The following is a 13,351-nucleotide window of genomic DNA, read 5'->3' on the forward strand; positions in this document are numbered from 1 at the left end:
TAGGCAAAAATAAACCCCTCAACCAACGAAGGCGAGGGGTTTATTTTTAGGCATTGGCTGCGCGTCATTCGGTCATTACAGTTTGAGCGAACAATCGTTAGTTTAGGCTTGTGCTTTTTTCATGCAGCAGGCATAGAGTGAGGGCAGATTCTCAAATCTGCCCTGGTGAGGTTTCTCAAAACCGAACGGTTGGTCTGGCTCGGTTTTGAGAAACCTCACCAGGCAGGTTGTAAGAACCTGCCGCCACGAATGAAAACAGTTCTTAGGCTTGTGCTTTTTTCATGCAGCAGGCATGGCTGCCTTTTTCGCAGGATTTTTCGCAGTTTTCTGATTTCGCCTTTTTGGCTTTTTTCTCTTTACGAATTTCTCCGGCGAACGAAACAGTAGTCAGGGTGGTCAGCAGGGCCAACCCGAGCAGGGCTTTTTTCATGGTCAATGTAGTTTAGCAGGGTTTTTATGCGATAACGCATCTTTCCCAATTTTATGCAAAAACTACGCCATTGCGTTGAAAATCATTCCTGAATATCGAAAGAGTAAGTAATATCGGCAGACGGGCGAAACTGAGCTGTTGCGGAGCAATACTTATCCATCGACAGGTCGATTGCCCGTTTTACCTTGTCTGTATCAAGTTTGCCCTTCAATAAGTACGTAATATGTATTTTGCGGAATGGAGCTGGATGGGCATCTTTTTCACGCATCCCATCGACCTTCAGCCGGAAATCTTCGATCACATACTTTTGTTTTTGCAGAATCAAAATGACATCGATAGCGGTACAGCCAGCCAGTCCCATCAGCAGCATTTCCATTGGTCGGGCCCCGGCATTATGTCCGCCAATATCGGTAGCCGCATCCATATGCTGGGCAACTCCCGATTTGCCGATGGCTTCAAAATGGAAAGCATCATCGACGCGCACCAGTTCGATCTGCATTGTGTTAAATTCCTGAGTAGCAGTAACGGGTTGTGAATCAAGCATTGTCTTTTTTGCGTTTATAAGCTAAACTGTTTATATTCACCATCTCAAAGTAAATAAAACCATGTCCGAAAAATTCACCGACGATCTTTTCGATCTTAAAAACGACCGCCGGTTAAGCGTTTACTTGTACCGGGCAGGGTTCGGCGCCTGGTTACTTTATATTGTTTCGGGAGCACGATTTATGCAATCGGTGAGTATGTACCGAACAGATTTCGGCGTGTTCTCGTTCTTTCTGATGGTCATGGGTTTGTCGGCTTCCATGATTTATGATTACCATCATCACCGGAACGAGTTCGATCAGAAGAAAAAATGGCTGGCCATCAGTTATTTAGTCCTGGCGGCACTCGTCTATTTTTTCATCCTACACAACGAGCCTATCAATCTGGATCATCTTTTCGGGAAAGGTTTATTTTAGATAGAACACGGATTGTTGTGATGATTATGATTTACACAGATCATACGAATCATAAAACAGTGTTTTATTACGCCTTGAGAGCAGCCTGCCAGCCCGCATACGCTTTTTCTACAGCCGACCGTTCGACATTGGGCGTTATGGAAACTTTACCCGCGTTTAATGTCTGTAAATGATCGAGGCTTTTAAACAGTCCGGTTTTCAGGCCAGCCAGATAAGCCGCTCCCAAAGCCGATACGTCAGGCATGTCGCGGTTGACAACCGGCTTCCCAAGCAAATCGGCCAAAAACTGTACAACAAACTGATTGGCACTAATTCCACCGTGTACCATTAGTTCGTCTAACGGTATTCCGGTATCCTGCTCCATAGCTACGAGCACATCCTTGATCTGATAGGGAATGGATTCCAGGGCCGCTCTGACTACATGATTTTTCGTTGAACCGAAAGTCAGCCCGGAGATCGACGCTTTGCGGGTCATTTGCCAGTGAGGAGCCCCTAAACCGCTAAAGGCTGGAACAATATAAACGCCACCATTGTCGGGTACAGCCGTTGCCATCTCTTCCGTTTCGCGGCTCTCCGCAAAAAGTCCCAGGCTGTTCTTAAGCCATTCAATGGTAGCGCCACAGGTCACGATCACTCCTTCCAGAGCATAGTCTACCGAACGTCGGCCCGGCCGCTCTTCAGTGCTCCAGCAAATGGTCGTGACCATACCCTGTTGCGATGTAATAGGCTCCTCTCCAATATTCATCATGATCGAGCAGCCCGTTCCTAAAGTAGCTTTTGCCGTTCCCGGTGCAAAACAACCTTCGCCAAAGGCGGCCGCGTGTGAGTCACCAATCAGGCTGGTAATGGGTAAGGTTTGATCGAATAACCCGTTGAAATTCGATTCTCCGAAAAAGGTCGAAGACGGTTTGGGTTCAGGCAGATTTAGTGTCGAGAGCCCAAACGCAGCGAGCAGTTCCTGATCCCAGCTTAACGTTTTTAGGTTAAAAAACAGTGTGCGGGATGCATTGGTATAATCGGTAAGGTAGTGCTGGCCATTGGTCAGTTTATAAAGCAGCCACGTATCGACCGTACCAAAGTACGCTTTTCCGGCATCGACGGCCTGCCGAACCTTCTCGTCATTCTCGTATAGCCAGATCAACTTGGTTCCCGAAAAATACGGGTCGATGAATAGCCCGGTTTTTTCCTGAATGCGTTGCTCAAGCCCTTCTGCTTTCAATCGCTCACAGATTTGAATAGAGCGTTTACACTGCCAGACAATGGCATTATGGAACGGAACGCCTGTTTCATCCCAAACGACAAATGTTTCGCGCTGATTCGAAATACCACAGGCGCCAATAGCCTTCAGATCACCGCCTTCAGCCGCGAAACTTCCGATGCATTTTCCCACCGAAATCAGTACGTTTCGGACTAGCTCTTCCGGGTCCTGCTCAACGAATCCATCACCAAAATAGCTGGTTATCAACGGCTCCGAAGCCCGTGCGGCTACCTGCCCGTTCTGGTCAAATAAAAGCGTTTTGGTGCTGCTCGTCCCCTGGTCAATGGCAAGAATGTAGGAATTGGTCATTTAACTTAATGAATAATGGATAATGAATAACGCAAAATGAATAATGGAGCGAATAGATGGATTCCCTAATCACATTATCCATTGTTCATTTTACATTATTCATTTTTCTCTGTTCGTTTATCAATGATTACGGCCAGTAGGATGACGAATCCTTTTACCACCTGTTGCCAGAAAGGCGATACGTTCAGAAGGACCAGGCCGTTGTTCAGCACACCGATGATAATAGCCCCCTGCACCGTACCGAGTATGCTACCCCGTCCGCCAGAGAGGGATGTACCCCCGATGACAACAGCCGCTATCGAATCGAGTTCATAACTAGTTCCGGCGTTAGGCTGAGCCGAATCCAGTCGTGAAGTGACGAGCAGGCCCCCAATAGCCGCTAGTCCTCCGGCAATGGTATACACGGCCATTTTGATCCTGTCGATATTCACGCCCGACAACCGGGCTGCGCTTTCGCTACCACCGATGGCATAGATGTAGCGACCCAACCGGGTTTTATTGGTGACCAGAACGGCCATAGCGACAATAAGGCCCGATAACCAGACCGGAACCGGGATGCCTAAAAACCAGCCCGTTCCCAGGAAGGTAAACGAGTCGCCAAGTCCTGTGATTGGAAACCCTTCCGTCCAGAGCATCGTCAGGCCACGGGCAATGGTCAGCATCGCCAGTGTGGCCACAAAGGGCGGCAATTTAAAGCGTGTAATAGCCCAGCCATTGAACCAACCCAGCGCCGAACCCGTCAGGATACCAGCCAGCATTGCTCCCAATAAGGTAAAACCAATGTATAAATTGGCCGACGGAATAGGAATACCGTTGCGCAGAAGGCCAGCCGTAATCGCCCCCGACAGAGCCAAAACGGAACCTACCGACAGGTCAATACCGGCTGTCAGCACCACCAGCGTCATACCCGTTGAGATGCATACATTGACGGAAATCTGCCGGAGCACATTCCAGAAATTGGCCACAGTCAGAAACTTATCCGATAGCAGACTGATCCCCAGGCAGAGAATGAACAGCGCAATCAGCGATTGAAATCGCGTTAGGAAAGGTCGATAGGTAGTTGCGGTTAGGTGCATAAGTTAAAGGGAGAAAGAGTGAATGAGTGAAAGAGTGATTGGGCGAAATGACTTTATTCGCTCAATCACTCTTTCACTCTTTCGCTCATTGATTTTGGTATCGCAGCCTTCAGAATCACATCTTCAGTGGCTTCGCTGACAGCTATCTCGGCAGTTAAAATACCTTCGCTCATAACCAGAACGCGATCCGAAATAGCCAGGATTTCGGGCAGTTCCGACGAAACCACCAGAATCCCCATGCCTTCATCGGCCAGTTGCAGAATGAGCTTATAAATTTCGTTTTTGGCATTTACGTCGATACCCCGTGTGGGTTCATCGAGCATCAGCAACTTTGGATTTGTCGCCAGCCACTTCGAAAGCACAATTTTCTGCTGATTGCCACCGCTCAGGTTTTTGGCCGTCTGCTTTTCTGAAGGCGTTTTAATTTTCAGATCGGCTACGTATTTCTTTGCCAGTGTGGTTTCTTTAACCTGACTCAGCAAACCAGCGTGTTCAATTTTTTCGAGGACTGTCAGGCTGATGTTGGTTTGCACGTCCATGCCCAGCACCAGGCCATCCTTTTTACGGTCTTCCGGCACCAACGCCATACCCGAACGGATTGCATCAGCCGGAGTTTTCGGCAGAATCGACTTTCCATCGAGGTATACCGCTCCCGAACAACGCTTTGGATGAAGCCCGAAAAGGGATTCCAATAGCTCCGTCCGCCCGGCCCCCATCAACCCAAACAGTCCGACCACCTCACCCCGCCTTACGCTGAACGAGATGTTTTTGAGCTGATTTTCCTGCACGCGGACCGGGTGTTTCAGGCACAGGTTTTCGACCGACAGCAATGATTGAAAAGCATGACCCGTCGTTCTCCGGCGAATCGTGTTAATGTCGCGACCCACCATCTTCCGAATGAGTGTATCATGGTCAATGCCCTGCATACTACCCGATTCAATGGATTTACCGTCACGCAAAACAACGTATTGGTCAGCAATGGTAAATAGTTCGTCTAGTTTATGCGAGATATAAACAATGGCTTTGTTTTCCTTCCTCAGATCGTCGATAATCGTGAACAGAACCGCTACCTCGCTCTCGCTGATCGCCGACGTCGGCTCATCCATAATGATCACGTCCGACTCAACGAGCAACGCTTTTGCCATTTCGACTACCTGCTGCTGACCCACTTTCAGTTCAGACACCCGTGTTTCAGGATCGATTGGCAGTTTGAGTCTGGCCAGTAATTCCTGCGTTTTGATCCGCATCGCGTTCTTGTCTAGCGTACCCCAGCGCGTGGTGATTTCGCGGCCCAGAAAGATATTTTCCGTGATAGTAAGATACGGAATCAGATTCAGTTCCTGATGGATAATAGCAATACCACAAGCCTGCGCATCGCGGATGGAGCTGAACCGAACAGGCTCCCCATTGAACCGAATTTGTCCTTCGTAATCCGGGTAAACGCCCGAAAGAATTTTCATCAGCGTGGATTTCCCGGCTCCGTTCTCACCGATTACGGCGGTTACTGCGCCTGCCCGAAACTCCAGACAAACCCCGTCCAGCGCCGTTACGCCCGCAAATCGTTTGGTGATATTTTCGGCTATTAACATGGGGTAGCTTTTTTGTCATTGATGGTCATTTGATAGTCATTGGTTTTTTTTTGAGCCCCAGTGTTAGTGACTATGAATGACAATTAATGCCTATCTAATGACCTCTACTGAAATCGGAATCACCTCTATAGTCTCCAGATGCAAATGCGCTTTGTTTAGCTCGATGGCACCGACGAAGTTGATTGTTGCGCCCGGTTTGGCGTTAGCTTTCAGCGGTGGCACCACCTTGTTTCGAATAATCGTATTCAGTTCGGCCGATACATTGTTGAGATCCATTGTATTATCAAATTCCGTAATCTGGATCAGGCCGGAGGCATCGCGAACGGCATTTCCGAAAATGTACTCCGTCGCCAGCTTAACCGATTCACCTGAGGGCAGTAAGATGGTAATGTCGTTGTCGCCAACGGCTGTTACGTTGCCCGTCCCTTTCACCAGAAAATAGCGGATGTTGCCAATGCCCAGCGCGTGCGAGTGGGTGTTGAATGCCTTCTCCTTGTCGGTTTTTAACAATGAAAGAAGCGCGTCGAACTCAGTAGCTTTTGCTGTTGCGGGTAGGAGCTTGTTGGTCCAGAATGCACTGGCGTAGGAAGCCGCATCAAATGGCTGACCAGCATTGGGTCCTGCCGATGCCTTTACTTCGTCCAGTCGTTTGAAATAAACCGAGTTATAAGCCACAACCGCCAGCAGGACGAGCAGCATGGTGTATTTCAGTGTGTTTTTCGGCATTGTTGGTCAGGATTTTTTAGTGGCCGGATAATCCTTGATATTCCCCTGATCAATCAACTCAACGGCCACGGGGATCTTTTTAGCGAAGTCGCGTTTACCCTTGAAGTACGCATCGGCAAACTGAGCGGCTGTTTTAGCCATCGTCTGGGGCGATTGCAATCCGGTTGCCTTGATCTTTCCATCGCGGATGGAGTTCATCACATCGTCGGCCCCGTCGAAGCCAAACACACCCACATCGTTCGCTTTGCCAGCCGCTACCAACGCCTGATACGCACCCATAGCCATCGCATCGTTTCCGCAAAAAACCGCATTGATGTCGGGATGCGCCTGAAGAATGGACTCCAGCACCTCCATTGCCTTATTCCGGTCGAAATCGGCGCTTTGCTGGGCCACCATCTTAAAATTCCTGTACTGATCAACCACACTATGAAAGCCTTTCGAACGGTTCCAGGTGTTGTTGTCGCCCACTAATCCCAGAATCTCAACGTAGTTGATCGGTGTGTTAGACGCTTTGGCGCGTAAGGTCTGAACGAAGTACTTGCCGATAGCCACGCAGCCCGAATAGTTGTCGGACAGAATCTGGCAGGTTGCCGCCCTGGGCGAATTGACTTCCCGGTCCATACAGAACACGGGGATACCGGCTTCAATGGCTTTGCGTGCGTTGACAATGGAGCCGTCGGAATCGGTTGGATTCAAGAGAATAGCGTTGAAACCCGACACGATGGCGTTCTCAAAGTGATCGCTTTCGAGGGCCGTGTTGTTCTGCGAATCGAAGATTTTGGTTTCGTAACCCAACGCTTTGGCTTCAGCAGCCGCTGTTTCGGCCAGCACCACAAACCACGGATTATTGAGTGTTGACACGATGACGGCTACCTTCTTCGGGCCATTAGCGTCCGTTTTACTCGTACAGCTTCCTGCCAGTAGCAGCAGGAGTAGCAGGACGAATAAGCGACTGTATGTGAGTAAATTATTCATATAGTTTAGTTTTTTTGTCATTCCGACGATAGGAGGAATCTCAGGTCTGAGTAATAGTCAAGTTTGAGCTTCCTCCTATCGTCGGAATGACAAAATACTACGGCATTACTGTTACGATAACGCGCTGATAGCGAGTCAGTGACGGTGTTCCGGTGTCGGTCACAGCCAGGATGACATGAAACGTTTCGGGCTTCGTCACGGTCGGCGCTATGATGAAGGCATTTTTTTTCCGTTTATCCTGTATCTCCAACGCCCGACTACTTTCGAACGTACCTGGTTCCCGGTAATAAATCCATTCGTAGGTCAGCGTATTGCCATCGGGGTCGGAAGAGCCGTCGGCGCTCAGCATGACTTTCTCACCGCTTTTTGCCTGTACCTGATTTGGATGACCTAATTTGGCAATGGGTGGATGATTGGCCTCTTTGTAGGGCTTGATGGTCCAGTCGATGCGGGCAGCAAAATCGTGTTGATACGCTTTCCGCCACCGCCAGATCGTCGCTTTATTGCTGGTGTACCAACCACTGTCGACACCCATCACTTCATCCTCGGCATCGGACCAGAACGGACGAGTTTCGGGTTCGTAAAACCACTTGCGCATACGGGGGGTATAGAACTCGTAGCGGCCACCCCAACTACCATAATTCGGATGTTCAGGATCACTTAAGCCATTGTCGATCAGAAACAAAAACGTCGGCGTATCGCCTTCCATCAGGAATTTTGTAAACGGATGTTCGGCTCCCAACGGCCCGTGATTTTTACGGATGTTTTCGTCAAGCCAGGGGTTATCGACCAGACTGAAATCTGCGCCCTGGAACCGCCCGTGAAACTTATCGCCACTGATCCCGCTCCACGTTGCCTGATGATAGGCTCCCCCGGCATGAAAACCGGGGCTGGCAATGTAAAACAGATTCGGAAAGGTCTTCCGAAGCCAGGGCCCCGTATCGTCCTGGTCGGAAATGGTATAAACCCGGAGCTTGGCCACAAATTTCTCGACATCGTCGGGTGCACGCGTTTGCCGTACTTTCCAGAGCGCCTGCGCCAGACAGTTGGCCCCTCCCCAAACCGGAATCCAGACGGGCCGATCATCTTTTTTATCGACAACCGAAATAATCCAGTCCGAGCCTTCCGAATCTTTCCCCGGCCCAACGGCACCCATGCCAAAATTAGGATAGCCCGACTTGATGATGCTGGTCAGATACTGCGTTTCGGGATAGCCTTTTTCGTGCAGCAATAAATTCGACCGGACCTTCCCGTAGGCCGTTACAATCTGCCGGATACGCTCTGGCGCCACCCGATCTTTCTGATGAACCGAGGTAGTGGCTATCAGACCCTCTACATCCCATTGATTGGAATACGTCAGGAAACGAACCATCGACTGGGCATCATCGGGTTCATTTTCGATATCCGTCAGCACCAGTACCCGTAATTTTTGCCCGGCTTGTTGAGCCTGACTCGGCACAGTTGGCAGCCCGAGCAGCAGGAGCCATATAACTAGATAAGCAGGTTTCATGGGTTTATTCGTATTGGGTTCACGCTACGGAACAACGGTAACAATGACTCGCTTGTACCGCGTTAAGGCGGGTGTGCCTTTGTCGGTCACTTTCAGGATGAAATGAATGGTTTGCGGACTGGTCACTTTGGGAGCGATTGGCCGGGCCTCGTAGATGTTCGTGACAAAATTTTCGTACAAAATAACCCCCTGGTACGTTCCCACTTCGGGGTATTGCATCCAGCGAAAACTCATCGAATCGCCGTCGGGGTCGGTAGAGTCGGATGCCCGCAGGTAAAACATCTCTCCCGATTTCACGGTCAGATTTTCGGGATGCGACAAACGGGGCACAGGTGGGTGATTCGCTTCCTGATACGATTTGGTACACCAGTCCATCCGGGCCGCAAAATCATTCTGAAATTCAGTACGCCAACGCCAGATGGTAGCCATCGTGCTTTTTGCTGGCTTTGGCCCACTGGTCGAAGGAGCCGCCATAAAGGTTCTTGGGGTTAAGACCGAATCGGATGCATTGGTCCAGATGGGGCGCGTTTCAGGCTCCTCAGCCGGAGCACTGGCGGGCTTGTTCCGACTGGGCACTAGGTTAGGCTGTTGCAGAATATAGCGTCCTCCCCAGCCACCCCAGTCGGGATGCTCTGGTGCATTCAGTCCATTAGGAATCAGGCCCAGAAAAGAGGGCGTATCCCCTTCCATGCCAAAGGCCACGTCGGGATACATCGCCCCCAAGGGACCATGCCCTTGTTGAATATTTTCGGCTATCCACGCATCACTGACATATTCCGGGCGCGTACCGGGTTCGTTGGTGTTGATACCGCGCCAGGTAGCAAATTCATACCCATAACCGGGACTGACGACATAGAACACGCTCGGAAAGGTCTTACGAATCCAGGGGCCACTATCGTCCTGATCCGAAATAGTATATACGCGAAGTTTGCGGTAAAGCCGTTCCGCCTGCTCTGGCGTTCGGCTCTTCTGAATCGTCCAGAGGGCCTGGGCTAGCGTGTTGACGCCCCCCCATGCCGACACCCATAGTGGGCGGCTGTCGGGTTTTTCCAGTTGCCGGATAATCCACGACGACCCTTCGGAGTCTTTACCGTCGCCCACTCCACCCATGCCATACACGGGCAATCCTTTCTTGATAAGCGTTTTGAGCACCTGCGCCGTTGGGTAACCCGGTTCATGTTTCAGCAAATTGGGCTGCACCTTTCCATAGGCATCCACAATCCGATGAATGGTTTCGGGAGCCACCCGTTTTTGCAGGTGAATGGAGGTTGTCGCTACCAGTCCTTCAATGTCCAGTTGATTGGCATAGGTGAGCAGGCGAACCAGAGACTCCGAATCATCCGGCTCATTTTCAATGTCGGTCAGAATCAGTACCCGCTGTTTATTTTCCGGTGACTGGCCATGGCTAGACGAAGGTAAACTCGCCAACAGGCATAGAGTGATTAAACAAAGAATATGTTTCATGTATGGTTTAGGATAATTTGTAGAGACGCCATACCTGGCGTCTCCTGACCGGATGGTTGCTGTCGCCAATGAGACGCCAGGTATGGCGTCTCTACAGATCCAGCAAGATCTGTGCTTCGTTCGCAATGCCTTCTTCGGATAGGCCGTAGTGATTGAAAATCTCAATCTGCGAGCCAGTAACCGTGTATTCATCGGGGATACCCATGATTCTGAATCGATTACAAAAACCGTTCTGGATCAGAAACGACGCACAGGCTTCCCCTAACCCACCAAATACGCTATGTTCTTCCACCGTCAGGATGGGGCATCCTTTGGCCGCAACTGTCGCCAGCAGGTCATAGTCCAGTGGTTTGATGGTGTGCATACTGATCACCGTTGTCTTAATGCCGTGCAGGGCTTCCAGCTTATGAGCTGCCAGCAGAGCCGGATAGACCGTTTCACCCGTTGCGATCAGTACCAGATCGTCGCCCTCGCTGATGATTCGCCCTCTACCAAATTCAAATTCCTGATTCGCTTCCGACAGTAAGGGCATGGGCTTTTTGCCAAATCGAATGTAAATCGGATGGTCGAGTTCGGCCGCTTGCCGGATCGCCTGTTCGGTCTCGAAATTATCGGCAGGAGCCACAATGATCAGGTTATGAACGGCCCGCAAAGCCGCAAAATCGTGCAGGCTGTGGTGGGTCGATCCCAATGCACCATAACTCACCCCAGCGCTGATACCGATCAGTTTTACCGGATTATCGGAGTAGGCCACGTCGGTTTTGATCTGCTCGAACGACCGTGCCGTTAGAAAACAGGCAGGCGAAACGGCAAATACCGTCTTACCCGTCGATGCCAGACCAGCGGCAACGCCCACCAGGTTTTGTTCAGCAATGCCAATTTCGATATGCTGCGTCGGGTACTTCTGCCCAAACGGCACCAGTTTACCCGAACCTCGCGAATCGCTGGTCACCACCAGAATTTGCCGGTCGGTACTAGCCAGTTCCTGAAGCGTATTCGAAAATACATCCAGATTGGCAAGGGCTCTTTGATCGACTATAGTACTTACTTCTCCCATGGTTGTATTTTATTTCTCACTGCAAGGGCACAAAGAATTGGTTGTTAAGACTTTATACCCTGGCGTCTTTGCGTCCTCGCGGTTAATTGAACGTAACTTAGCCTTCTGTCACTAATGGCTGTTCATCAGTTCGAGCTTGGCGAAAAAATCTGCGAACATCAGGTTCGTATCCAGTTGGGTATACACCCGAATCGGCCTACCAGCGTGGTTGTGAGCGTAGATTCCGGCCTGATTGATGCGGGGTGCCTGCCGAACGACGTACTGACTCGACGAAGGATCGGGCTCAAACGACGACTGTAGCGCTGTAAGCAGCACCAGCGGACTATCGCCCAGAATATAGGTTTCCCCAATGTTGATAAACCGCTGAATGCGCGCCATCAGCGTCTCCAGTGTTTCACTCAGATAAGCGCCAATTTTGCCGTGTGGCTTCACCTTCGTCAGCAATTGGGCATACGACAATAGGCACTGTCGATACACATTTCGCGGGATTTGCCACAAACGCAATGCCGACCGATTAAATACGGCTCGTGCTGCTGCCTGATCGATGTTCAGGTTGTACTCAACTTCCGAATAACCCGGTGGCGGAAGGGCCAGATCGCTGTATTCAGGGCCACCAATCCAGATGAGTGTCAGTTTGTCGGCAATTCGTGGATCGGTCAGGGCAGCCGACGCGATTTCGGTCAGTCCAGCTCCGCAAACCACGTAAAGTGGCGTTTTGGTATCGGTCCGTAAGGCTTCCTGAATGATGAAATTGACGGCGTCGTTTTTAACGGGCGTGCTATCGTTCACCATCGCCGTATTCGACCCGGCAAAGACAGGAATAGCCTTCGTTACGTTCATAGCCTGTAGGACTTCCTTCGCTTTTTTAGCCGCATTATCGGCCTGTGTTTTCGAGCGATCGAACCCATCGTTCACATGGAGATGCGAGCCGATAATAGCCCGAATTTCTACCGATGGCGACATCAGCAAATGAGCTAGTTGAAACAGCCCGTCGGGATCACCACTAAAATCATTGTCCACAATGACCCGCATCCGAGGCTCCACGCCCGCCAATCCCTTCGATTGCCCGAAGGCAGTGAATGAGAGCATTAGGCTGAGGCAAAACAGAAAGCTCCTTATTTCTATTTTTTTCATTGATTTTATTTGACAAATCGCTCTTTCGCTCAATCATTCATTCACTCAATTCCACCAGCGCCTGTTCGTACTGTTCTTTATTGGGTACACCGTGATGCCATTTTAGCTGGTTTTCCATGTAGCTGACCCCCTTCCCTTTTACGGTATGGGCAATGATCACACTGGGCTTGCCGGGTTCGAAGGGTAACGCATTGAACGCGTCGATCAGTTGGCCGAAATCATGCCCGTCAATTTCCCGGACAGCCCAGCCAAACGCATCAAATTTTTTGTCGAGGGGATCGGTGCTACACACGTCGGCAGTAGGCGCCGTAATCTGTAATCCATTTTTATCGACGATGGCGCAGAGGTTATCAAGCTTATACTGAGCCGCCAGCAGGGCCGCTTCCCAGTTTGACCCTTCGGGTAATTCCCCATCACCCAGCAACGTAAACACCCGAAATGGTTTCGCATCCAGCTTAGCCGAGATGGCCGTACCAACACTCAGCGACAGCCCATGCCCCAGCGATCCTGTATTCTGCTCAATACCGGCAATTTTTTTTGTTGGGTGACCGATATAGTGCGATTTGTAGCGGCAAAGCGTTTCCAGATCCGATTCGGGAAAGAAACCCCGGTCGGCCAGAACCACGTAGAGAGCCTCAACCGTATGCCCTTTGCTCTGAATATATCGATCACGGTCGGGCGATTTAGCCGTTTCGGGGCTAACATTCAGAACGTTGTTGTAAAGCACATTCAGGATGTCGATGCAGGATAAACTACCACCTGTGTGACCGGCATTTGCTCCAACAATATATTTCAGTATTGTTCGGCGGTATTGCGCCGACTTCTGCGCTAATTCACTGACAGTCATACCTATTAAAATCACAT

The 13,351-nt window shown here is 50.3% G+C and carries 13 protein-coding genes; 1 reads left to right on the forward strand and 12 read right to left on the reverse strand.

Annotation, left to right across the window (positions count from 1 at the left end; translation table 11 throughout):
- Positions 1 to 262 precede the first annotated feature (262 nt).
- Positions 263 to 430, reverse strand: a complete 168-nt coding sequence (locus tag BGO59_RS23195) for a hypothetical protein (protein ID WP_293687201.1) — start codon at positions 428 to 430, stop codon at positions 263 to 265.
- A gap of 82 nt (positions 431 to 512) precedes the next feature.
- On the reverse strand, positions 513 to 974 hold the full coding sequence (locus BGO59_RS23200) for an OsmC family protein (protein ID WP_293687203.1): 462 nt from the start codon (positions 972 to 974) through the stop codon (positions 513 to 515).
- A gap of 61 nt (positions 975 to 1,035) precedes the next feature.
- Between BGO59_RS23200 and BGO59_RS23205 the strand changes: the two genes are divergently transcribed.
- On the forward strand, positions 1,036 to 1,389 hold the full coding sequence (locus tag BGO59_RS23205; protein ID WP_293687205.1) for a hypothetical protein: 354 nt from the start codon (positions 1,036 to 1,038) through the stop codon (positions 1,387 to 1,389).
- Between the two features lie 67 nt (positions 1,390 to 1,456).
- Here the strand turns inward: BGO59_RS23205 and BGO59_RS23210 are convergent, their stop codons facing one another.
- The 10 genes from BGO59_RS23210 to BGO59_RS23255 form a co-directional block, all read right to left on the reverse strand.
- On the reverse strand, positions 1,457 to 2,956 hold the full coding sequence (locus tag BGO59_RS23210; RefSeq protein ID WP_293687207.1) for a glycerol kinase GlpK: 1,500 nt from the start codon (positions 2,954 to 2,956) through the stop codon (positions 1,457 to 1,459).
- Between the two features lie 95 nt (positions 2,957 to 3,051).
- A complete protein-coding gene (locus BGO59_RS23215; protein WP_293687209.1) occupies positions 3,052 to 4,032 on the reverse strand; it encodes a ribose ABC transporter permease in 981 nt (326 codons plus the stop codon).
- A 65-nt stretch (positions 4,033 to 4,097) separates the two neighbouring features.
- Positions 4,098 to 5,621: a sugar ABC transporter ATP-binding protein gene (locus tag BGO59_RS23220; protein WP_293687211.1), complete on the reverse strand. Its 1,524-nt coding sequence runs from the start codon at positions 5,619 to 5,621 to the stop codon at positions 4,098 to 4,100.
- A 90-nt stretch (positions 5,622 to 5,711) separates the two neighbouring features.
- Positions 5,712 to 6,347: a DUF2291 domain-containing protein gene (locus tag BGO59_RS23225; protein WP_293687213.1), complete on the reverse strand. Its 636-nt coding sequence runs from the start codon at positions 6,345 to 6,347 to the stop codon at positions 5,712 to 5,714.
- Between the two features lie 6 nt (positions 6,348 to 6,353).
- Complete coding sequence (locus BGO59_RS23230) at positions 6,354 to 7,322, reverse strand: D-ribose ABC transporter substrate-binding protein (protein ID WP_293687215.1); 969 nt, start codon at positions 7,320 to 7,322, stop codon at positions 6,354 to 6,356.
- A gap of 97 nt (positions 7,323 to 7,419) precedes the next feature.
- Entirely contained in the window at positions 7,420 to 8,832 is a 1,413-nt protein-coding gene (locus tag BGO59_RS23235) for a DUF1593 domain-containing protein (RefSeq protein ID WP_293687217.1), read from the reverse strand.
- Positions 8,833 to 8,856: 24 nt separating this feature from the next.
- Positions 8,857 to 10,296 carry a DUF1593 domain-containing protein gene (locus BGO59_RS23240; protein ID WP_293687218.1) on the reverse strand — a complete coding sequence of 480 codons (1,440 nt, stop codon included), beginning with the start codon at positions 10,294 to 10,296 and terminating at the stop codon, positions 8,857 to 8,859.
- A gap of 91 nt (positions 10,297 to 10,387) precedes the next feature.
- The gene (locus tag BGO59_RS23245) at positions 10,388 to 11,353 is read right to left on the reverse strand and encodes a transketolase C-terminal domain-containing protein (protein WP_293687220.1); all 966 of its coding nucleotides are present in this window, start codon (positions 11,351 to 11,353) and stop codon (positions 10,388 to 10,390) included.
- Between the two features lie 111 nt (positions 11,354 to 11,464).
- Positions 11,465 to 12,442, reverse strand: coding sequence for a nucleoside hydrolase (locus tag BGO59_RS23250; protein ID WP_293687222.1), 978 nt, complete (start codon positions 12,440 to 12,442; stop codon positions 11,465 to 11,467).
- A gap of 82 nt (positions 12,443 to 12,524) precedes the next feature.
- A complete protein-coding gene (locus BGO59_RS23255; protein ID WP_293687223.1) occupies positions 12,525 to 13,334 on the reverse strand; it encodes a transketolase in 810 nt (269 codons plus the stop codon).
- Positions 13,335 to 13,351: the final 17 nt, after the last annotated feature.

The organism is Spirosoma sp. 48-14 (genome assembly GCF_001898575.1).
GTDB lineage: Bacteria > Bacteroidota > Bacteroidia > Cytophagales > Spirosomataceae > Spirosoma.